18 protein-coding genes and 1 riboswitch are annotated in these 20,312 nt (G+C 72.3%); of the genes, 4 read left to right on the top strand and 14 right to left on the bottom strand.

The features are described from left to right. Window positions 1–6: 6 nt before the first annotated feature. Window positions 7–2,148 (bottom strand): SpoIIE family protein phosphatase, encoded by a 2,142-nt coding sequence (locus ACFYXK_RS15730; RefSeq protein ID WP_389411664.1) that lies wholly within the window; start codon window positions 2,146–2,148, stop codon window positions 7–9. A 136-nt stretch (window positions 2,149–2,284) separates the two neighbouring features. Here ACFYXK_RS15730 and aspS point away from each other — a divergent pair, with 136 nt between their 5' ends. Further along, complete coding sequence (gene aspS, locus ACFYXK_RS15735; RefSeq protein WP_389411621.1) at window positions 2,285–4,102, top strand: aspartate--tRNA ligase; 1,818 nt, start codon at window positions 2,285–2,287, stop codon at window positions 4,100–4,102. A 101-nt stretch (window positions 4,103–4,203) separates the two neighbouring features. On the opposite strand, the gene ACFYXK_RS15740 is transcribed toward aspS, so the two are convergent. Beyond that, window positions 4,204–5,751, bottom strand: coding sequence for a VWA domain-containing protein (locus ACFYXK_RS15740; RefSeq protein WP_389411622.1), 1,548 nt, complete (start codon window positions 5,749–5,751; stop codon window positions 4,204–4,206). A 293-nt stretch (window positions 5,752–6,044) separates the two neighbouring features. Between ACFYXK_RS15740 and ACFYXK_RS15745 the strand changes: the two genes are divergently transcribed. Beyond that, entirely contained in the window at window positions 6,045–8,147 is a 2,103-nt protein-coding gene (locus ACFYXK_RS15745) for a PhoX family protein (protein ID WP_389411623.1), read from the top strand. A gap of 117 nt (window positions 8,148–8,264) precedes the next feature. Here ACFYXK_RS15745 and ACFYXK_RS15750 read toward each other — a convergent pair whose 3' ends face one another. From ACFYXK_RS15750 to ACFYXK_RS15765, 4 genes are all read right to left on the bottom strand, one after another. Then, a complete protein-coding gene (locus ACFYXK_RS15750; RefSeq protein ID WP_389411624.1) occupies window positions 8,265–9,539 on the bottom strand; it encodes a sensor histidine kinase in 1,275 nt (424 codons plus the stop codon). A 24-nt stretch (window positions 9,540–9,563) separates the two neighbouring features. Further along, window positions 9,564–10,283 carry a hypothetical protein gene (locus ACFYXK_RS15755; protein WP_389411625.1) on the bottom strand — a complete coding sequence of 240 codons (720 nt, stop codon included), beginning with the start codon at window positions 10,281–10,283 and terminating at the stop codon, window positions 9,564–9,566. Window positions 10,284–10,376: 93 nt separating this feature from the next. Beyond that, complete coding sequence (locus tag ACFYXK_RS15760) at window positions 10,377–12,374, bottom strand: FUSC family protein (protein ID WP_389411626.1); 1,998 nt, start codon at window positions 12,372–12,374, stop codon at window positions 10,377–10,379. 109 nt (window positions 12,375–12,483) lie between these two features. After that, on the bottom strand, window positions 12,484–13,311 hold the full coding sequence (locus tag ACFYXK_RS15765) for a hypothetical protein (RefSeq protein ID WP_389411627.1): 828 nt from the start codon (window positions 13,309–13,311) through the stop codon (window positions 12,484–12,486). A 217-nt stretch (window positions 13,312–13,528) separates the two neighbouring features. On the opposite strand from ACFYXK_RS15765, the gene ACFYXK_RS15770 reads away from it, so the two are divergent. Next, window positions 13,529–13,936: a hypothetical protein gene (locus ACFYXK_RS15770; RefSeq protein ID WP_389411628.1), complete on the top strand. Its 408-nt coding sequence runs from the start codon at window positions 13,529–13,531 to the stop codon at window positions 13,934–13,936. A 140-nt stretch (window positions 13,937–14,076) separates the two neighbouring features. On the opposite strand, the gene ACFYXK_RS15775 is transcribed toward ACFYXK_RS15770, so the two are convergent. From ACFYXK_RS15775 to ACFYXK_RS15800, 6 genes are all read right to left on the bottom strand, one after another. Then, on the bottom strand, window positions 14,077–14,259 hold the full coding sequence (locus tag ACFYXK_RS15775) for a hypothetical protein (RefSeq protein WP_389411629.1): 183 nt from the start codon (window positions 14,257–14,259) through the stop codon (window positions 14,077–14,079). Window positions 14,260–14,316: 57 nt separating this feature from the next. After that, the gene (locus ACFYXK_RS15780) at window positions 14,317–14,691 is read right to left on the bottom strand and encodes a hypothetical protein (protein WP_389411630.1); all 375 of its coding nucleotides are present in this window, start codon (window positions 14,689–14,691) and stop codon (window positions 14,317–14,319) included. A 183-nt stretch (window positions 14,692–14,874) separates the two neighbouring features. Next, on the bottom strand, window positions 14,875–15,456 hold the full coding sequence (locus ACFYXK_RS15785) for a hypothetical protein (RefSeq protein ID WP_389411631.1): 582 nt from the start codon (window positions 15,454–15,456) through the stop codon (window positions 14,875–14,877). Between the two features lie 288 nt (window positions 15,457–15,744). Further along, entirely contained in the window at window positions 15,745–15,990 is a 246-nt protein-coding gene (locus ACFYXK_RS15790; protein ID WP_389411632.1) for a hypothetical protein, read from the bottom strand. Window positions 15,991–16,011: 21 nt separating this feature from the next. Continuing rightward, window positions 16,012–16,767 carry a CbtA family protein gene (locus ACFYXK_RS15795; protein ID WP_389411633.1) on the bottom strand — a complete coding sequence of 252 codons (756 nt, stop codon included), beginning with the start codon at window positions 16,765–16,767 and terminating at the stop codon, window positions 16,012–16,014. A 28-nt stretch (window positions 16,768–16,795) separates the two neighbouring features. Beyond that, window positions 16,796–17,008: a CbtB-domain containing protein gene (locus ACFYXK_RS15800; protein ID WP_365951090.1), complete on the bottom strand. Its 213-nt coding sequence runs from the start codon at window positions 17,006–17,008 to the stop codon at window positions 16,796–16,798. A gap of 36 nt (window positions 17,009–17,044) precedes the next feature. After that, window positions 17,045–17,194: riboswitch (cobalamin riboswitch) on the bottom strand. A 34-nt stretch (window positions 17,195–17,228) separates the two neighbouring features. Here ACFYXK_RS15800 and ACFYXK_RS15805 point away from each other — a divergent pair. Beyond that, entirely contained in the window at window positions 17,229–17,651 is a 423-nt protein-coding gene (locus ACFYXK_RS15805; protein ID WP_389411634.1) for a histidine phosphatase family protein, read from the top strand. Between the two features lie 78 nt (window positions 17,652–17,729). On the opposite strand, the gene pucL is transcribed toward ACFYXK_RS15805, so the two are convergent. Beyond that, a complete protein-coding gene (gene pucL / locus ACFYXK_RS15810; RefSeq protein ID WP_266995965.1) occupies window positions 17,730–18,647 on the bottom strand; it encodes a factor-independent urate hydroxylase in 918 nt (305 codons plus the stop codon). 256 nt (window positions 18,648–18,903) lie between these two features. Next, complete coding sequence (locus ACFYXK_RS15815) at window positions 18,904–20,256, bottom strand: aspartate aminotransferase family protein (RefSeq protein WP_389411635.1); 1,353 nt, start codon at window positions 20,254–20,256, stop codon at window positions 18,904–18,906. Between the last annotated feature and the right edge of the window lie 56 nt (window positions 20,257–20,312).

A 20,312-nucleotide genomic window follows, 5' to 3' on the forward strand; every position in this document is an offset into this window, starting at 1 on the left:
CGTCCGTCAGCCGTCCTTCGCCTGTTCGTGCATCTCGAACCAGATCGACTTGCCCTCGCCGCGCGGGTCCACGCCCCAGGAGTCCGCCAGCATCTCCATCAGCAGGACGCCCCGTCCGCTCGACGCCATCTCGCCCGGATGCCGCTTGTGCGGCAGCTCGTCGCTGGCGTCCGCCACCTCGATGCGCAGCCGCCGCGTCCCCAGTTCGCCCACCGCCTCCGCGACCAGGAGCGCGTCGCCGTCCGTGTGCACGAGGACGTTCGTGACCATCTCGGAGACCATGAGCACCGCCGAGTCCACCTGCTCCTCGTCCGCCCAGTCGTGCAGCAGCTCCCGGATCTGCCGGCGTGCGCCCGCGATCCGCTCCGGCTCCGCCTGCGCCACGGTCAGCACCGTGCGGCGCGCGGGCCGGGTCAGCTGCGCCGCCGGGGCGCCGCAGCCGCAGCCCGTACCGTCCCGGCTCAGCAGGACGACGGCTATGTCGTCCTCGCGCCGGTCGGCCAGCGGGCCCGTGGTGTGGTGCGAGGAGGGCCCGTGCACGGCCTGGACCAGCAGGTCGGCGAGTTTCTCCAGGCCGTCGGACTCGTGGGTCCCGGCATCGTGCGTCTCGGATTCGAGGATCGCCCGCAGCCGCGCCCAGCCCGTGTCCAGGTCGTGCCCGCCGGTCTCGATGAGCCCGTCGGTGCACAGCATCATCGTCTCGCCGGGCTCCAGCGTGAACCGGGTCGTGGGGTAGTCCGTGTCCGGGACGATGCCGAGCGGGAGGCCGCCGGCGGTCGGGCGCATCAGCACCGTGCCGTCCGTCATGCGGATCACGGGGTCGGGGTGGCCGGCGCGGGCCACCTCCAGCAGCCCGGTCTGCGGGTCGCACTCCACGTACAGGCAGGTCGCGAAGCGGGGGCTGCGGAAGTCGGACTCCTCGTACGAGTCGGTGATGCCCGCCAGGAAGCGGGAGGCGCGGGAGAGCACGGCATCCGGCCGGTGGCCCTCGGAGGCGTACGCGCGCACCGCGATCCGCAGCTGGCCCATCAGCCCGGCAGCCCGCACGTCGTGCCCCTGCACGTCCCCGATGACCAGCGCGAACCGCCCCGACGGCAGCGGGATCTTGTCATACCAGTCACCGCCGACCTCGAGGCCGCCGCCGGTGGGGACGTACCGCGCGGCGATCTGCATGCCGGGGATGTCGGGGCCCAGCATCGGCATCATCGACCGTTGCAGGCCGGAGGTGAGTTCCCGCTCGGATTCGGCCACGCCTGCCCGCTGGAGGGCCTGGGCCAGCATCCGGGCCACCGTCGTCAGGACGGACCGCTCGTCCGGGGAGAAGGACACCGGGTGCTTGAACGCGGCCATCCAGGCGCCCATGGTGCGCCCGGCGACGATCAGGGGGAGGAAGGCCCAGGAGATCCGGCCGAAGCGCTGGGCGAGCGGCCAGGTGGCCGGAAAGCGCCGTTTGTAGTCCTCGGGGGACGGCAGGTAGATCGCCCGCCCGGTCCGGACGACCTCGGCGGCCGGGTAGTCCGTGTCCAGCCGCATGTCCGTGAAGGGGTCCTCCTCCCCCGGACCGTGCCCGTGGTGCCCGATGATCGACAGCCGGTCCCCGGCCACCCCGAAGACCGCCAGCCCGTCGGGGCTGAAGCCGGGCATCGAGAGCGACGCGGCGACCCGCAGCACCTCGGCCGTGGACCGCGCCTCGGCGAGCGCCCTCCCCGCGTCCAGCAGGAAGGCCTCGCGGGAGCGCCGCCAGTCGCCGGTGATCGGGGTGTGCACGGCGGTGGTGCCGGGCTGCGGCTCGGCGATCTCCTGGATGGTGCCGATCAGCTCGTAGTCGACGCGGCCGTCGACCGAGCGGTTCTCGAGGGGTTTTGAGCGGCTGCGTACGGTGCGCAGCACCCGCCCGTCCTCGTCCATGATCCGCAGCCGGGCCTCCGCGAGGGTGCCTTCGGCCACCGCGAGGTTGACGATCCCGTTGATCTCGTTCCAGTCCACCGGGTGAAACCGCGACCGTACGGCGACCTCCGGCAGGACGACGGGCTCCGCGGGCAGCCCGAGGAGCCGGGCGGCCTCGCTGTCCAGAGTGACCGTCCCGGAGGCGTTGTCCCATCGCCACAGGCCGGTGGCGATGGCGGCCAGGACGTCCTCGGTGCGCACCCGGTCATCTTTACAGGTCATCCCCCCGGCGTGCCTGTTCACGGGGGCTGCCGGGCACTCCCGCACGGTCCCCGGCCCGGACGGTAACCTTGTGAGGGTTGAATCCACCCTGGTATCGCGAAGAACTGGATGACTGATGCATCGGTACAGGTCCCACACCTGCGGCGAGCTCCGCGCCTCTGACGTCAACGCCGACGTCCGGCTGAGCGGCTGGCTGCACAACCGTCGAGACCTGGGCGGCATCCTCTTCATCGATCTGCGCGACCACTACGGCATCACGCAGCTCGTCGCCCGCCCCGGCACCGCCGCGGCCGCCGTCCTGGACAAGCTCTCCAAGGAGACCGTCGTCCGCGTCGACGGCAAGGTCGTCTCGCGTGGCGCCGAGAACATCAACGCCGACCTGCCCACCGGCGAGATCGAGATCGAGGCCGCCGAGGTCGAGGTGCTCGGCGCGGCGGCCCCGCTGCCCTTCACCATCAACACCGACGACGGTGTGAACGAGGAGCGGCGCCTGGAGTACCGCTTCCTCGACCTGCGCCGCGAGCGCATGCACCGCAACATCATGCTGCGCTCGGCCGTCATCGCGTCGATCCGCTCCAAGATGGTGGCCCTCGGCTTCAACGAGATGGCGACCCCGATCCTCACCGCGACCTCGCCCGAGGGCGCGCGTGACTTCGTCGTCCCCTCCCGCCTGAACCCGGGCAAGTTCTACGCCCTGCCGCAGGCCCCGCAGCAGTTCAAGCAGCTGCTGATGATCTCGGGCTTCGACCGGTACTTCCAGATCGCGCCGTGCTTCCGCGACGAGGACGCCCGCGCCGACCGCTCGCCGGGCGAGTTCTACCAGCTCGACGTCGAGATGTCCTTCGTCGAGCAGGAGGACGTCTTCCAGCCGATCGAGCGCCTGATGACCGAGCTCTTCACCGAGTTCGGCAACGGCCGCGAGGTCACCTCGCCGTTCCCGCGGATCCCGTTCCGCGAGTCGATGCTGAAGTACGGCAACGACAAGCCCGACCTGCGCGCCAAGCTGGAGCTCGTCGACATCACCGACGTCTTCGAGGGCTCGGAGTTCAAGGCGTTCGCCGGCAAGCACGTGCGGGCGCTGGCCGTCCCGGACACCGCCGCGCAGCCGCGCAAGTTCTTCGACGGCCTCGGAGAGTACGCGATCTCGCTGGGCGCCAAGGGCCTCGCGTGGGTCCGCGTCGGCGAGGACGGTTCGCTGACCGGCCCGATCGCCAAGTTCCTCACCGAGGAGAACGTCAAGGTCCTCACCGAGCGCCTGGGCCTGGTCCCCGGCCACGCCGTGTTCTTCGGCGCGGGCGAGTTCGACGAGGTCTCCAAGATCATGGGCCCGGTCCGGGTCGAGGCCGCCAAGCGCGCCGGCCAGTTCGAGGAGAACGTCTTCCGGTTCTGCTGGATCGTCGACTTCCCGATGTACGAGAAGGACGAGGAGACCGGCCGGATCGACTTCTCGCACAACCCCTTCTCCATGCCGCAGGGTGGCATGAAGGACCTCGAGGAGAAGGACCCGCTCGACATCCTGGCCTGGCAGTACGACATCGTCTGCAACGGCATCGAGCTGTCCTCCGGCGCCATCCGCAACCACGAGCCCGAGGTCATGCTGAAGGCCTTCGCGATCGCCGGTTACGAGGCCGAGACCGTCGAGCGCGAGTTCGCCGGCATGCTGCGTGCCTTCCGCCTCGGTGCCCCGCCGCACGGTGGCATCGCCCCGGGCGTGGACCGCATCGTGATGCTGCTCGCCGACGAGCCGAACATCCGCGAGACCATCGCCTTCCCGCTGAACGGCAACGCGCAGGACCTGATGATGGGCGCACCCACGGTCCTCGAGGAGTCCCGCCTGCGCGAGCTGAACATCGCGCTGCGCAAGCCGGTGGAGACGAAGCCGGCGGAGGCCAAGCCGGTCGCCGAGGCCGTCCACCCGGACGCCGCGCGCTGATCAGGGGCAGCCGCCGCCAGGCATGACGAAGGGCCCGGGATCCGATGGATCCCGGGCCCTTCGTCGTCCGTACGGGCGGGGCTGCTCAGAAGCCCAGAGGCTCAGAAGCTCTGGAGCAGGCCCTTGACCAGTGCGCCGGAGGTCAGCTCGGCGGGGGCCGGGCCGGCGTGGAAGAAGCCGGCGTTCTCGGCATCCAGCTTGCGCAGGAAGTCGAAGGCCTTGGCGTCGTGGTCGCCGAACGCGACGAACTGCCAGTGGACACCGGGCGCGGAGGCGGCTGCGTCGGCGAGGGCCTGCTTGGCCGGCCGGACGCTGTCGGGGGCGCCGTCGGTCTGGAACACGACGAGGGCGGGGCCTTCGCCGCCGTCCTTCTGGTAGCGCTCGACGACGGCCTCCACGGCCACGTGGTAGCTGGTGCGGCCCATGCGGCCGAGTTCGCCGTGGCGGGCCTCGACCCAGGCGCCGTCGTGGGCGTCGAGGGTCAGGTCGGCGGTGCCGTCCACGTCCGTGGAGAAGAACACGGTGTGCACGGTCGCCGCGTCGTCGAGGTGGGCGGCGAGGGCGAGGGCGTGGTCCGCGAGGTGCTGGGCGCTGCCGTCCTTGTAGAACGGGCGCATCGACCCGGACCGGTCCAGGACCAGGTACACCTTGGCCCGCGCACCGGCCTTGCCCTTGCCCCGGAGCACCTGTCCGGCGGCCTTGTAGGCCCCGGCCACCCCGGGCGCCTGCCGCTTCACGGCAGCCAGCGCATGAGCCGGCCCCTCTCCGCCGACCGGCTCCGCCACGACGTCCTCGACCTCGACCTCGGGCGTCTCTGCCTCGGCCGCGATGACCTCGACCTCGGGCTCGACCTCGGGGGCCTCGACCTCGGCCGCGGGCTCAGCCTCGGCCACGGGGGCCTCAGCCTCGGCCGCGACGACCTCGGGCTCGGGGGTTTCGGCCTCGGCCTCGGGCTCAGGGGCCTCGGCCTCCGCTGCGATGACCTCGGGCTCGGGGGCGATGACCTCGGCTTCGGGCTCGGCCTCGGCCGCGACGACCTCGACCTCGGGCTCGGCCTCCGCTGCGATGGCCTCGGGCTCGGGCTCGGCCACGGGGGCCTCGACCTCGGGCTCGGGCTCGGCCACGGGGGTTTCGGCCTCGGCCGCCACCGGCTCGGCCACGACCTCTTCGGCCGCCTCCGGCGCAGGTGCCTCGGCCGCAGCCACCTCGGTGACGGTCTCTTCGGCCTCGGCCTCGGCCTCGGCCTCGGCTGCGGCGACTTCCGCCGCGGGAGCCTCGGCCTCGGGCTGTACCTCGGCCACCGGCTCGGCGGCGACCTCCTCCGGCTCGGCCTCGGCTGCCGGTTCGGCGACCGGCTTCGCCGCAGCCGCAGGTTCCTGCTGGACCGACCCCGGCATGGGGCGGCGGGCCTCCGGGACCGTGGGGTCCGGCGCCGGGGCGGTGAGAAGGGTCCCCGGTTCGCGGTCCCGCGGAGCGGACTGCGGGGGAACCGTCGGATTGTCGAAGGACGCCGCGACCAGTTCGGCCGCCACGTCCAGGGGGGTGCGTTCCGCCTGGCTCGGGACGGCTGCCGAAGTACCGTCCGTCGTCTCCGGAACCGGCTCGGCAGACCGTCCGAACACCTTGCGCAACAAGCTCCGAATACCCATGGGCCAGGCCTTTCGCATGAGTGCGTGCGTCATTTGTCCGTGCTGCGCGGTTGATCCCTGCCCAGAGTGGACACGTAAGGTTATCGGCCGCTTGGCTGGAACTTCGGCAGGGGCGCCCTTCGTGGCGCCCGGCCCACCCAGCACACACCCCATCTTGCCGAACTCCCGCACCGACGTGCCCGGTTCACCGGGCGTTCATCCCGCCGCCGCCGCATCGGCGCAACGCGCGCCTACCGTCACGGCTGGATTCGACCGACATGATGTCGGCGCCCGTGCATCTACGGAGGACATTCGTGCGCAAGCTTCTGCCGCTCATAGGCAACACGCATGGGGGCGGCCGTTCCGCCCTCACCTGTCGCTACCGCTGTGGTGACGCCTGCTTCCACGAGGTGCCGAACAAGAGCGACAACGAGTACGTCGGCGACGTCATCGCCCGCGCCTACTCCCGCCGCTCGATGCTGCGCTCCGCCGCCGTCGTCACGGTCGCCACCGCTGCCGGCACCGCCATCACCCTCAGCGGCAACGGCTCCCCGGCCACCGCCGCTCCCGCCGCCGACGCCCAGGGCGCCGCCGCGGACGCCGCCAACGCCGCGGGCGCCCGCGGTCTGCGCTTCAAGGCCGTCGCGCCGAACACGGACGACCGGGTCACCGTCCCCGAGGGCTACGAGCAGAACGTGGTCATCCGCTGGGGCGAGCCGATCGTCAAGGGTGCTCCGGGCTTCAACGCCGACAAGCAGACCGCCGCCGCCCAGGCCGGCCAGTTCGGCTACAACAACGACTTCCTCTCGCTGCTCCCGCTCGGCGGTGACTACGAGCGCCAGCAGCTCCTCGTGGCCAATCACGAGTACACCGACGAGATCCTCATGTTCAAGGGCTACGACCCGGCGAACCCGACCCGCGAGCAGGTCGAGATCGCCTGGGCCGCGCACGGCCTCGGCGTCGTCGTGGTCCAGGAGGACCACCGCAGCGGCAAGCTGACCGCGGTCAACCGCCACCAGCTCAACCGCCGCCTCACCGCGACCAGCGAGTTCAGGCTCACCGGCCCGGCCGCGGGCAGCGCCCTGGTGAAGACCTCCGTCGACCCGACCGGCACCAAGGTCCTCGGCACGCTCAACAACTGCTCCGGCGGCACCACCCCGTGGGGCACCACGCTGCACGGCGAGGAGAACTTCAACCAGTACTTCGCCAACGCCGGCCAGGTCACCGAGCCCGTCCACGCCGCCCGCCTGAAGCGCTACGGCGTCACCGCCGGCGCCACCGAGCGCAAGTGGGAGCGCTTCGACAAGCGCTTCGACGTGCTCCAGGAGCCCAACGAGCCGCACCGCTTCGGCTGGGTCGTCGAGCTCGACCCGTACGACCCGAACTCCACCCCGCGCAAGCGCACCGCGCTGGGCCGTTTCAAGCACGAGGGCGCCCAGCCCCGCCTGACCGAGGACGGCCGTCCGGTCGTCTACATGGGCGACGACGAGAAGTTCGACTACTTCTACAAGTTCGTCTCGTCGAAGCAGATGAAGAAGGGCAATTCGCGCGCGGCGAAGGAGCACAACCTCACGCTGCTCGACGAGGGCACCCTGTACGTCGCCAAGCTGACCGGTGACTCCCCGGCCGCGGAGATCGACGGCTCCGGCAAGCTCCCCTCCGACGGCCAGTTCGACGGTTCCGGCGTGTGGATCAAGCTCCTCACCTCCTCCCCCTCCGGCAACGTCTCGCACGTCGAGGGCATGACCGCCGAAGAGGTGGCCGTCTTCACGCGTGAGGCCGGCGACAAGGTGGGCGCGACCAAGATGGACCGCCCCGAGGACATCGAGCCCTCGCCGCGCACCGGCCGCGTGTACGTGGTCCTCACCAACAACAGCGACCGCGGCAAGGCCGGCAAGGCCGGTGTGGACGAGGCCAACCCGCGTAACCTGAACAAGCACGGCCAGATCCTCGAGCTCGCCGAGAACTTCGACGACCCGGCCGGTGACGGCTTCGCCTGGCGCCTGTTCCTGGTCGCCGGTGACCCGAAGGACCCGTCCACCTTCTTCGCGGGCTTCCCGAAGGACAAGGTCAGCCCGATCTCCTGCCCGGACAACGTGACCTTCGACCCGCACGGCAACCTGTGGATCTCCACGGACGGCAACCAGCTCGGCTCCCACGACGGCCTGTTCGGTGTCGCCACCGCCGGTGACCGCCGCGGTGAGCTGAAGCAGTTCCTGACCGTCCCCCGCGGCGCCGAGACCTGCGGCCCGCTGGTCCAGGACAAGCGCGTCCTGGTGGCCGTCCAGCACCCGGGCGAGATCGACGGCGCGTCCGTCGAGAAGCCCCAGTCCGTGTGGCCCGACGGCCCTGGCAAGATCGTCCGTCCCGCGGTCGTGTCGGTCTGGCGCAAGGACGGCAAGAACATCGGCATCTGATCGGCCCGGTAGGCGCGGTCGGTTGACCGGTTGACCGGTTGAATCCACCCCTGGGTGAGTGGTGTTTCACGTGAAACACCGCCCGCCCAGGGGTGTTTCGCGTTAAATGTCCGCCTGTCAGGCGTCGGTCAGGCGTCCGACGGGGAGCCTGAGCGTGGTCACCGCCCCGCCGTCGGGTGCGTTGGCGAAGCTCAGGGAGATCTCCAGGACCGCCGCCTGGCCGGCCGCGATCGTCAGGCCCAGCCCGTGGCCCCGGCCGCGGCCCGGGTCCCCGGTGCGGAACCGCTGCGGGCCCTCCTCGATCAGCTCGGGCGGGTAGCCGGGCCCGTGGTCGCGCACGACCACCACCGGGCCCTCGACGCTCACCTCGACCGGCGGTTCCCCGTGCTTGTCGGCGTTGACCAGCAGATTGGCCAGGATCCGGTCGAGGCGCCGCCGGTCGGTGAGCACCACTGCGTCCCGGATCACCCGTACCGAGGCCTCCAGGCGCGTCGCCGCGACGGCCCGCTGCACCGCCCGGCCGAGTTCCACCCGGGCCAGGTCGGCCTGCTCGACGCCCGACTCCAGCCGGGAGATCTCCAGCAGGTCCTCGGTGAGCAGGTGCAGGGCGTTGAGCCGGTCTTTGATCATCTCTTTGGGTCGGCCCTCCGGCAGCAGGGCGGCCGCCGCCAGCGAGCCGGTGAGCGGGGTGCGCAGCTCGTGCGCGACGTCCGCGGTGAAGCGCTTCTCCGCCTCGATCCGCTTCTGGAGGGACGCGGCCATCGAGTCGAGCGCCTGCGCCACGTCTCCCACCTCGTCGCGGTGGCGCGGCCGCCGCCGGCCGCTGCCGTCGGACGCGCCGTGCGCGCCGTCCTCCTCGGCGGGGAACCCCACGCGTGCGTCCAGGTCGCCGGCGCTGATCCGGCGGGCCACGGCGGCCGTGGTCGTCAGCCGCCGGCTGATCCGGTGGGCGAGGAACACGCCGGCCAGCGCGACCACCCCGGCTGCGAGCGCCGAGGAGGCGAGGATCGCGGCGTCGATGTCCCGCAGCCGGTGGCGGGTGCTCTCGTACGGGATCCAGACGGTGAGGGCTTTGCCGTCGGCGGGTGCCGCGGCCCACATGACGGGTACGTCGTCGTGCTCGCCGACCATGCTGCCCGTCAGGCCGCGTGCCACGAGCCTGCGCAGCGGCCGCGGCAGCTCGGGCGGGTCGAGGGCGAGGTTCACGTCACCGTGCGCGGTGCCGTACTGGTAGTGGGCGAGGGCGTGGTCCAGCTCCCGGTCCGCGTCCTTGCGGACCTCCCCGACGATCTGCCGGGCGACCACGTTGTGCACGAGGATCCCGAGCGCCGCCGCGACCGCGCAGCACACCGCCGCGATGGTCAGGGCGATCTTCCAGCGCAGGCTGCTCATGACCCGCATCGCGGCCCGGCCCCCTCAGACCCTGCTCGTCGAGCACGGGATGGCGCTGTCCTTCGTGCCGGCGCATTCGTCGAGGGTGAGCTGGGAGAGGTTCATGATCCCGGCCTTCGGGTCCCACACGTAGTCGGAGACGGAGACCTTGTCCGGGTTCGAGGTCGGCTCGCGGACCGCCAGGTGCTCGGCGGCCACCTCCACGCCCTCCAGCACCCCGCGCCGGGACAGGATCCGCGCGATCGACCCGTCGTCGCGGACGGTGTAGACGCGCAGTTCGCTGACCCGGCCGTCGACGTCCAGGGCGGTGATCAGCTCCTCCCGGCCGTTGCCCGTCACGTCGCGCAGGACCGCGGGCCGCACCGGGCAGTTCGGGCCTCCGTCCACAGCCTGTGTACACAGCGCGAGCCGCTGCACCGCCCGGGGGTCGACCAGGCGCCCGGTGCCGCCGTCCTCGGCGGTGGCGGCGGTGATGTCGGCCCGTACGACCTCCACCGCGTTCACGCCCCGCATGCTGAGGTTCGCGACCTTGGGCAGTCCGGGCACCACGGCGGCCTTGCCGGGCTGCTGGCCGGGGCCGGGCGGATCCGGGTGGATGTTCTCCCACAGGGTCTCCGGGGCGTGCACCGTGCCCAGGTCACCGTCGTTGCGCAGCCCCTCCACATCGGCGCACCCGGCCGTCGCCGCGAGGACGGCGGCGAGGACCGCGGCCGCTGCGCGGCCGCGCGGGGAGAGGCGCCTCATGCACCGATGCTCTCCCGTCCGGGCGGCGCGGGCCCGGCCCCGGGGCCGTTCGGGTGACGGATGCGGGCCCGGCGCCCGGTGGGCGGTCCGGCGTCAGTGGTCCGCGGAGGCGATCGCACGGGCCGCCGCGACCTCCTGGCGCACCGGGGCCAGGACGGAGCTCTCGTCCCCGGGCTGCGGGGCCGCGGGCCGCAACCGGGCCGGGGTCCGGGTGCTGCGCACCCCTTCGGCGAGGGCGCGCAGGTCGGTGATGACGCTCGCCACCTCCTCGTCGCGGGGGGCCTGGGCGCCGTGGTTGACCCGGACCCGGGCGGCGGTGGTCGCGTCCACGATCCGCTCGACGGCGACGACCAGCGGCCACCAGGCGGCAGCCCGCGCCCCCGTCGGGGGCGGCTCGGTCAGAGCCCGCTGGAACTCGTTCCGCACGCCCGACATGTCCCGGTAGATCCGCCGCCTGGCCTGGAGCCGGGCCGTGCGGGCGGCCTGCCGCCCGGCCTCCGTCTCCGGATGGCCCCCGAAGGCCCGCTCCACGTACCGGGCCGCATCGTCGACGGTGTCGGCGAGCCGGTCGCCGATCCGGGTGTGCCAGCTCTCGGGCCACAGCAGATAGCCGAAGACGAGGGTGATGGCGCAGCCGATCAGGCTGTCCAGCAGCCGGGGCCGGATCAGGTCGAAGCCCTGGTGGTTGAGGAGGTCCGACAGCAGCAGGATCACCGGGGTGATCGCGGCGGTCTGGAAGGCGTACCCCTTGACGGAGAACGCAGGGATCAGTGCGGCGAGCACCGCCATCACCGGTACGTCCCACCAGCCGCGCGGCACCTCGGCCAGCACGGCGGCGGCCACGACCAGGCCGGCCGCCGTCCCGAGGGCGCGCAGCAGGGCCCGGGAGAAGACCGAGCCGAAGTCGGGCTTGAGGACGAAGGTGACGGTCAGCGCGACCCAGTAGGACCGCTCGACCGGCACCAGGGAGACCAGCGACTGGGCCAGCCCGATGCACAGCGCGAGGCGCAGCCCGTACCGCCAGGAGGCGCCGGACAGCACCATGTCGCGTACGGCCCGCCGGGCCCGGACCGTCAGTGCGGCGGGCCGGCCGAGCCGGTCGTCGACGTTGTGCAGGTCCGGTTCGGGCAGGTGCACGATGGCCGCCGCATGCCGCAGGGCCGCGTCGAGGGCCCGTTCGGCGGGGGTGTGCGGCGCGGGCAGCTCCAGTACGGGCTTCCCGGTGCGGCCCTGTTCCACGGCCTGCGCCAGGTCCCGTACGGCGGCGGGGATCTCGGCCGGCAGGGCTCTGCCCCGCAGGTGCATGGCGGGTGCCGCCTCGACCAGCGGGATCACCACGTTCAGCTGGGCCAGCATCCGTACGAGGGAGGGGCTGCGGCCGTGCACCCGGGCGCGGCGGCCCAGCACCAGGTCGTAGGCCTGGTTCAGGGCGTGCGTGACCTGGCGGCGGCGCTCGTCGTAGTCCGGTCCGCCCGCGGCTTCCAGGGCGTCGGCGAGGGCCCGGTAGGTGTCGGCCACGGCGGCGCGCTCCGGTTGCCGCCCGCGCAGCGGCCAGCCCAGCAGGGTCAGCAGGAGGACGAACAGCCCGCCCGCGGCCAGCAGCAGCGGAGCCGTCCACCAGGGCCGGGGGAGGGGCAGGCCGGCGCCGACCACGGCGTTGAGGAGCAGGAGCAGTCCGGAGACGGAGGCGACCGTGCCGATCGAGGAGATCATCCCGGAGACGAGGGCGATCAGGGTGAGGGCGCCGACGGCGAGCCAGCCGTGGCCGAAGACCAGGGTGCCCAGGGCGACTCCGACCGCGCCGAAGAGCTGCGGCACGGCGATGTTCAGGATCCGCATCCGGTAGGCGTCGGCGGTGTCGCCGATGACCCCGGACAGGGCGCCCATCGAGACGAGGGCCCCGTACTCGGGCTCGTTCAGGGCGAAGCCGACGGCGAGGGGGGCGGCCATCGCGACGCCGGCCCGCGCGGCCGCGGCCCAGGGGATCGGTGCGGTGCTCGGCCGCAGTCCGTTGAGCAGCCAGGCGGGCGGAGCCAGCGGGCGGTGCCGGGGTCGCCCGGACGGTATCTGTTCGGTGCGTTCGGTGCTCATTCAGCTTCCGTGCGGCCGCTCGTGAATCGGTTCTTCTGCGCTGTTCCGTGGTCTTGCGTTCTTCTTGCGTTCTTCTGGGGCGGTCTGAGTGCGTTGGTACCTTCCGAGCTTATGGGGTGCGACGCAGTCGTCCCGCCAACCAGGCGGCAACAGCGGCGGCGAGCCCGATCGCCAGAATCACCCAGGCGGTGGTGCGCAGGAACGCGGTGAGCGCGTCGTACACCGCCGCGGCGGCCGCCCGGTCGATGTCGGCCGGCAGGTCGTCCAGCGTGAGCCGGCGGCAGACGGCCACCGCGATCCACAGCAGGACGGCGCCGACGGCGACCCCCAGGCCGGTGGCGATCACCGCGCGCCGCCGGCGGACGGCGACGCCGATCGCCGCCGCGGCCAGCACCACGGTCAGCACGGGGAGCCAGATGCCCGCGATCTGCAGCATGCGGAAACCCTTCCTGAGCGCGCCGAGATTGTCGTACTCCATGACCTTCACCGAGACGTGGGTGACGGGGATGCGGTCGGCGAACGGCACCCCGTCGGCGACGAGTTCCCCTTTGACCTGCTCGATGACGGGCGCGAGGTCGATGGTGACGGCGTCGCCGTCGCCGGTGGTGAGGGCCTGGAGGAAGGCGGCGTGCGCGGCGCGGTTGGCCGCGTCCCAGGCGGTGCGGTAGGCGGGGGTGCCGGCGAAGGAGCGCAGGGCCTCGCCGAGCAGGGCGTCGACCCCGCCCTGGAAGGGGCCGGCGTCGATCTGCCCGGCGAGGGCGCGGCCCGCCTGGGTGACGACGACGCCCTGGACGGCCGCGTTTTCGGCCAGCGGGGACATGGCGGCGGTGTACCGGTCGGCGTTTCCCAGCTCGCGGTCGGCCCAGTACGCGACGGCGCTTGCGGGCACGAGGACGGTCACGAGGACGACGAGTACCGCCGAGAGGAAGGTGCGCACGTCACCAGGGAAAGCCGGGACGGTGCGGGGCGCGAGCGGTGCTGCTGCGGGTGGGTGGCGGATCGGCGGATCGGCCTCGCCTGCCTCGCCCTGCCCGGGATGCTCTTCGAGATCGACGCCGTGGCGGTACGCAGCCCCTGATCCGGCGGTCCGCTGATCCACTTGCCGGTCGGGGGCGGTGGGTGTGCCCTGGATGATGGGAGAGAGGAGCCCTGTCATGGCACATGCGGCACCCACCGCCCCGATGAGGCGGCACTGGCAGGCGACCGGCACGGACGACCCGATCAAGGGCCAGCTGACGCGGGCCCTGCTCCTCGGACTCGTCTACGGAGTCTGGGCGGCCTTCATGAGGCGCGACACGGACGGGGTCGACGCGGGCAACGTCTTCTACGGGATCCTGTGCGGCGCCGTCTTCGCCGCCATCATGTTCACGCTCGCCCGTGTCGGCCCCCGGCTGATGCGGGAGCTGCACGCCACGGCGTACGGCGCCTTCGCCGGTATCGCCGTGGGCTACCTGTACAGCCTGGCCGACCACTCGATCCTCCGCTCGTGCTGGGTCGGCTTCATCACCGGCGTCGGCTTCGGGCTGGCGGCGTTCTACCGCTACTACACGCGCGAGCCCTGACCGGAAGGCCACTGACCCGGAAGGCCGGGGCGGGGGGCGCGGCCCCCCCCCGGGGCCCCCCGCCCCCCCCCCCCCCCGCGGGGGGGGGGGGGGGCCGCCCCCCCCCGGGGGGGCCCCGCCCCCCGCCCGTATCCCAGGGCTCAGTCCTCGGGCGAGGACTCGCAGCCGGTGGCAGAAGTGGCCCCCGCGGCCACGGAGGCGGCGGGGGCGGGGGCGTCCTCGCCATCGGTCCCACGGCTCGGCGGCTTCGGGGCCGGCGGGGCGTAGCGGGTGACCTCGGCGCGGAGCATGGCGTTCAGGGCGGCGTACGGGTCGATGGGCATGCCGGAACCTCACGGTGTTCGGGGGTGTGTGGGGGTACGCGCTGCTGCTCGGCCCGCTCAGCAGCGCAGGACCACACTCCGTACCGTTCCCGCGGACGGCACCGGCCCGGCCGTTCCGAACGAGCCGGCGCGCATCGCCCGGCCGGCCTGTTTCACGTGGAACACCGGCCGCGGCAGCTGCCGTACACCCGGCGTTCCGCGCACGACGAGGCGTACGGCGGGCCGCACTTCGGGATCCGCTGCCGGATCGGACTCCCCCTCGACGGGGGCGCCCGGCTCGCTCGGCGCGCCGGACCCGCTGCGCTCGGCGGCGGCGGCCGCCGCTGCGGCGGTCGTGACGGCGGGACCGGACGCGAACAGGCACAGCAGCACGACGCAGGCCGCCGAAAGGGCCCTGGCCAGCGCCGTGCGTGCATGCCGTGTCCCGCTCATGCGAGGGGTCTGCCCCGACACGCCCGGGGACTCCCCGACCGGACCGCAGAAGCCCCCGACCGGGGGACGAAGACACCCCCCTCGGCTGACGGAAGCCGAGGCGGCTGCCGGTGCCCGGGGCGGTCGGGGGGTGCTCGGGGGCAGCCGCCCCCGACGCCGGCGGCCGGGCGCGACGCCGGCGGGTCAGCCGGTGCGGTGCCGGCCGGTCAGCCGTGCCAGGACCGTGGTCTCACCGCTGACCAGCCGCAGTTGGGCCCGACCGGGCCGCTGCGCGCGTCCGCTGATCCCGCCGGGCGAGACCCGGTCGACGGTGAAGACGGCGGTACGGCCGTCCGCACGCGCGATCTCGACGGTCAGCCCGCGCCGCAACTCGGCGAGGCGCAGGTCGGCGGCCGTGACCACGGCGGCGCCTGCCGAGCCCGGGGCCGGGGTGTCGGGGTCCCAGAAGGCCTCGTCCCCGTCCCCGCCCAGCGGCAGGTCGACTCCCAGACTCGGGATGGACAGCCGCAGCGGCCGTGCGGCCCGCAGCGGTGTGATGCCGGCGGCCCGCACGGGTCGCGGCCCCTTGCCGGTGGCGTGCTGCCCGGAGTGCTCCAGCTGCTCGACGAGCCGGCGGTGACCGGACAGGCCCAGGGCCCGCGAGGGCAGCGCGTCGGCGGCGGTGGCAGCAGTGGGCCGTGCGCCCTCGGTGCTCCGCAACATCCCTATGCCGGTGCCCAGCAGAGCCACTGTCAGCACGCCGACCACCCACTTGGCGCGGGGCATGGAATTCCCTCCTGGTCCGATCTCCCGGCTCCGGTGGCCGGGTCTCCTGAGAGCAGTGGAACCCCTCGCTGCCCGTCAGTACCGCTTACAACGCCGAAGACTGACGTCGCGTCACAGGCGTGTCGGCGGCCGCCCCGGACGTCTTCCCAGCTGGTGACGGGTGCACCGCCCCCGACCCGAGGATTGCGCAGGATACGGCCGAACGAGTGCACCACGCAGCGCACACGGGTGGACGGCGGGCCGATGCCCGGCAGGACGGGCCGGCGGGGCTCCCGGCGGCCAGGAGGGTCAGATCAGGACGAACGCAATCGCCGCCGCCCCCATGAGGGCGGCGGCGAGGTGGATGGCCGGGTGGCCGTAGTCGCCGAACCAGAGGTGGCGGGCCAGGCCGCCGAGGGCGGCCAGGGCCGTGATGATGCCGACCTGGGCCAGGAGCGTGGCGGCGGTGAAAGGGGCCAGGAGCAGCAGAACGGTGTTGAGCCAGAACGGGACGGCGCCCGTCCAGCCGCGCCATTCCCAGATCGCCGTCTGCATGTACCACCGGCCCCCTCATCGTCAGCTCGCGGGCTGTACAGCCTCCTGGGGTGCGGCGGCCGGGACAAGGGCCCGTTCGGCAAGAAAACCGAAGACCAGGCCGAAAGTCGTCCACATCGCGACCTGGATGGCCACGGTCGCGAGGCGGAACTGCCAGATCAGGGCGGCCGGGAAGTCCGCCGGGACCTCGTTGATGCCGGGCAGGGCCGCGTAGGCGATGGCGACCACCGCGACGAAGCCGACCGAGGCGACGACCGAGGCGTTCCAGTTCCCGAGCTTGGGCGCCAGGCGCCGGCCCAGGATGAGCGCGCCCGCCGACAGCAGCACGCTCAACGCGATCATCAGGATGTAGAGGGTGGTCCTCCGGACGACGGTGTCGGGGTCCCCGACGGCCGGCGGGTTGGAGGGGTACTTGAGGAACGGCACCAGGTTGAAGGTGACGAACAGGCCGCCCGAGACCAGCAGGGCCGTGACCCGCGGGCCGAAGCGGCCGATCCGGCCCAGGGCGTAGCAGAACACGAGCGCGGCGATGCCGCCGAGCGCGATCCCGTACAGGAGCGTGCCGGTGCCGAGGCCTGCCGTGGCCTGGAGGGCCCGGCTGACCGGGGCCGCCTCCTCGGCGTGATCGTGGGCGGCGTGGCCCGCCTCCTCGATGGCGATCGCCGCGTCGACCTTGGACTCACCGAGGACGTACGCGACGAGGAACGCGGCCACGCCGGCGAGCAGACCCGCCAGCATGCCCCGGACCAGCAGGACGCGGGGGGAAATGGAGTTCATGGTTCGGTTCTTCCCTTGCTGGTGGAGATCAGTGGCAGGGGAAGCCGAGGAGGTGGCGACCGTCGTGCATCCACTCGTGGACGGTGTCGCCCTCGAAGAGCGCGGTGGCGCCCTGCTCGGCACCGACGAGGTAGAGCAGGACGAGCATCAGGACGCCGACGAACAGGGCCCAGGGGGCGAGCGCGGAGAGCGAGATCGGGGTGACGGCAGGGGCCGTCGTGGGCACGGCGGAGTGAGCCATGGCAGAACCTCCAGAGGGAACACGCGTCCCGGTCAGTGGTGCTAGCGACGACATGGCGGGTCTGACTTCTCCTCCCCCTCCGGGAGGATTCACAGTGGCGCGACCGTGCCGGATTTTCACCGGTACTTCCGTCATACCGTCGTCTTTTTTTGGTTGTCGTCCGAGACCGTACCGCGTTTACGCTCCCCTTATGAAGAGCGACGTAGTACGAGTTCAGTTCGTGAGACGTCCATTCGACGACGCCGCACGGCAGATGCGCTTCGGCCACGGCGACCCCTGCCCGGAGTACGCGGGCCTGCAGGGCCCCGACACGGGGCAGTGGGCCGGGCGGACCCTGGACGAGGTCGCCGCCGAGGATCCGGCCGCCGTCCGGAGGTGGCTGACGGACCCCGACTACGCACCGCCCGGCGGCGAGTCCGTCACCGCGCTGATCGCCCGCGTCGGCGCCGCGCTCGCGGCTCTGCCCGCGGGCACGCACCGCGCCGTGGTCGACCAGGCCGTCGTACGGGCGGCCGTCGTGTCCGCGCTGGAGCTGCCGGCCGCCGCGTTCTGGCGCCTCGACGTACGGCCGGACACGGTGACCAGCCTCACCGGCCGGCTCGGGCGGTGGAACCTCCAGCTCGGACAGCCGGCCGGGACGTAGCCGGAGCACGACGTGCCGCGGGCAGCACGACGGCCCGGACCCCGCGACGCGGTCCGGGCCGAGCGGTGACGAGGGGCGTCAGGCGACGATCCAGTCGCTCGTCGCGATCACCGGCTGCACGCCGTCGCGGTGCACGGTGCCCTCGATCAGGCCGTACATCCGGTCCGCCGCGAAGTAGACCTCGTTGTCGTTCTTGAGGCCGAAGGGCTCCAGGTCGACGAGGAAGTGGTGCTTGTTGGGGAGGTTCAGGCGTACCTCGTTGACCCGCGGGCAGTGGTCGAGCACCCGCTCGGCCATCTGGTTGAGGGTCTGCTGCAGCGAGTACGAGTAGGTCTCGGCGAACGCCTCCAGCATGTTCTTGCGGACCTTCTTGTACGACTGGTCCCAGTCGTACGCGGAGTCGTCCGCGGCCAGCGCCGAATGCGCCCAGCGCGCGGTGACCTTGGTCGCCAGGATGCGGTCGTACGCCTCCTTGAGCGTCGTGTACTTGTCCTTGATGTAGCCGTGGAACTCGGAGTTCGTCGAGTTCATCACCGTCAGGTCCTTCAGACCCGAGATGACCTGCAGACCGGTCGTCTCGCTGTACGTGATCTGCGCGGTGCGCACCTCCTGGCCCTTGCGGACGAAGGAGTGCTGCTCCTTGCGCGTCGGGACCGGGATCCGCTCCCAGGCGTACTCCTCGATCCGGATCTGCGCCTCGCGGATCGGCGACTGGGAGGAGACGAAGTGCTTCGCGAGCAGGATGCCGAAGGCCTCGGGGGAGGCGATGCCGTGCTCCTTGCCGAAGGCGTACACCGTGTTCTTCGTGGTGTCCGTCGGCAGGCAGTTGGCGTTGTCGCCGGTCAGGTGGACGTCGCGGAACTCGCCGCGGAGCGCGACCGAGACGTTGAGGTCGCGGATCTCGTGCCACGAACCGTCGCCGCCCTTGCGGGTGACCTTGACGATGCGGTTCTCGGCCTTGCCGTACTGGTTCTGCGCCAGGACGTGCTTGCTCATGGTGTCTTCCTTCGGTGCCTCGGGAACACGGAGTCCGGTGGTCTGGATCCCGTACGCCCGGCGTCCAGCGCCCGCCCCCGACCGCAGGACGTCCCGCTCCCCGCCGTTCGGCCCCGAAGGGGCCGCCCCGGGACTGACGTGCATCCCGGTCCGTAGGTGCTGCTTCGGATTGCAACATGTGCGCAGGGCGTTGTTACCCGTACAGATCATCCGAACACCGGCACCCACGGCTTGGGCGACCGCACAGCGCAGCAGGTCAGACAGTGTGCGTATCCGCGACCGACAGCGCCTCGTCGAGGATCGCGAGGCCCTTGGCCACGTCCTGCGGGCCGATGTTGCAGGGCGGGGCGACGTGGATGCGGTTGCCGGCGGTCAGCGGCCACAGCCCGCCCTTCTTGCAGGCGGCGGCGAACTCGGCCATCGGCGCGTTGTCCGCCCCGGAGGCGTTGTACGGCACGAGCGGCTCGCGCGTGCGGCGGTCCCGTACGAGCTCCAGGGCCCAGAACGTGCCCAGACCGCGTACCTCGCCGACCGACGGGTGCTTCTCGGCGAGGGCCCGCAGGCCCGGCCCCAGCAGCTCCGTGCCGGTGCGGGCGGACTGCTCGACGATGCCCTCCTCCTCCATGACGTTGATCGTCGCCACGGCGGCTCCGCAGGCCAGCACGTGCCCGGAGTACGTCAGCCCGCCCGGGTAGGGCCGGCGGGCGAAGGTCTCGGCGATGGCGGCCGAGATGGCGACCCCGCCGAGCGGGACGTATCCGCTGGTCACGCCCTTGGCGAAGCAGATCAGGTCGGGGGTGACGTCCCAGTGCTCGGAGGCGAACCACTTTCCGGTGCGGCCGAAGCCGACCATGATCTCGTCGAGGACGAAGACGATGCCGAAGCGGTCGCAGAGCTCGCGGACCCCGGCGAGGTAGCCGTCGGGGTGCACGAGCACGCCCGGGGCCCCGCCGACGGTCTCCAGGATGATCGCGGCGATGGACCGCGGGCCTTCGAAGACGATGGTGTCCTCGAGGTGGCGCAGGGCGCGCTCGCACTCCTCGGCCTCGGTGGCCGCGTAGAAGGGCGAGCGGTAGGCGAAGGGCCCCCAGAAGTGCACGACACCGGCGGTCGCGCTGTCGTTGCCGAAGCGGCGGGCGTCACCGGTCAGGTTGATCGCGGTGGACGTGGCCCCGTGGTACGAGCGGTACGCGGACAGCACCTTGGGCCGGCCGGTGTGCAGCCGGGCCATCCGTACGGCGTTCTCGACCGCCTCGGCGCCCGCATTGGTGAAGAAGATCTTGTCGAGGTCGCCCGGGGTGCGCTCGGCGATCAGCCGGGCCGCCTCCGAGCGGACGTCGACGGCGAAGCCGGGCGCGACGGTGCAGAGCCTGGCCGCCTGCTCCTGGATGGCCGCGGTGACCTTGGGGTGCTGGTAGCCGATGTTGGTGTAGACGAGGGCGCTCGAGAAGTCGAGGTAGCGGTTGCCCTGGTAGTCCCAGAAGTACGCGCCCTCGGCCCCGGCCACGGCGAGCGGGTCGATGAGCTCCTGCGCCGACCAGGAATGGAAAACATGCTTCCGGTCGGCGTCTTTGACGGCGGCGAGCGCGTCGGCAGCTTCTGCGTTCATGTCCCGAGCGTAGTTGTCCACGATGCGGACCCCGGGGAGGGTGGAATCCCCGTCCG

The organism is Streptomyces sp. NPDC002209 (assembly GCF_042890265.1).
GTDB lineage: Bacteria > Actinomycetota > Actinomycetes > Streptomycetales > Streptomycetaceae > Streptomyces.

Excerpts from the sequence above, each read along its gene's own strand:
- aspS (WP_389411621.1), top strand. The coding sequence starts at position 2,285 with ATGCATCGGTACAGGTCCCACACCTGCGGCGAGCTCCGCGCCTCTGAC.
- ACFYXK_RS15800 (WP_365951090.1), bottom strand. The coding sequence starts at position 17,008 with ATGGCTCACTCCGCCGTGCCCACGACGGCCCCTGCCGTCACCCCGATC.
- ACFYXK_RS15780 (WP_389411630.1), bottom strand. The coding sequence starts at position 14,691 with ATGAGCGGGACACGGCATGCACGCACGGCGCTGGCCAGGGCCCTTTCG.
- pucL (WP_266995965.1), bottom strand. The coding sequence starts at position 18,647 with ATGAGCAAGCACGTCCTGGCGCAGAACCAGTACGGCAAGGCCGAGAAC.
- ACFYXK_RS15815 (WP_389411635.1), bottom strand. The coding sequence starts at position 20,256 with ATGAACGCAGAAGCTGCCGACGCGCTCGCCGCCGTCAAAGACGCCGAC.
- ACFYXK_RS15790 (WP_389411632.1), bottom strand. The coding sequence starts at position 15,990 with ATGCAGACGGCGATCTGGGAATGGCGCGGCTGGACGGGCGCCGTCCCG.
- ACFYXK_RS15775 (WP_389411629.1), bottom strand. The coding sequence starts at position 14,259 with ATGCCCATCGACCCGTACGCCGCCCTGAACGCCATGCTCCGCGCCGAG.
- ACFYXK_RS15750 (WP_389411624.1), bottom strand. The coding sequence starts at position 9,539 with ATGAGCAGCCTGCGCTGGAAGATCGCCCTGACCATCGCGGCGGTGTGC.
- ACFYXK_RS15770 (WP_389411628.1), top strand. The coding sequence starts at position 13,529 with ATGGCACATGCGGCACCCACCGCCCCGATGAGGCGGCACTGGCAGGCG.
- ACFYXK_RS15760 (WP_389411626.1), bottom strand. The coding sequence starts at position 12,374 with ATGAGCACCGAACGCACCGAACAGATACCGTCCGGGCGACCCCGGCAC.
- ACFYXK_RS15755 (WP_389411625.1), bottom strand. The coding sequence starts at position 10,283 with ATGAGGCGCCTCTCCCCGCGCGGCCGCGCAGCGGCCGCGGTCCTCGCC.
- ACFYXK_RS15795 (WP_389411633.1), bottom strand. The coding sequence starts at position 16,767 with ATGAACTCCATTTCCCCCCGCGTCCTGCTGGTCCGGGGCATGCTGGCG.
- ACFYXK_RS15785 (WP_389411631.1), bottom strand. The coding sequence starts at position 15,456 with ATGCCCCGCGCCAAGTGGGTGGTCGGCGTGCTGACAGTGGCTCTGCTG.
- ACFYXK_RS15740 (WP_389411622.1), bottom strand. The coding sequence starts at position 5,751 with ATGGGTATTCGGAGCTTGTTGCGCAAGGTGTTCGGACGGTCTGCCGAG.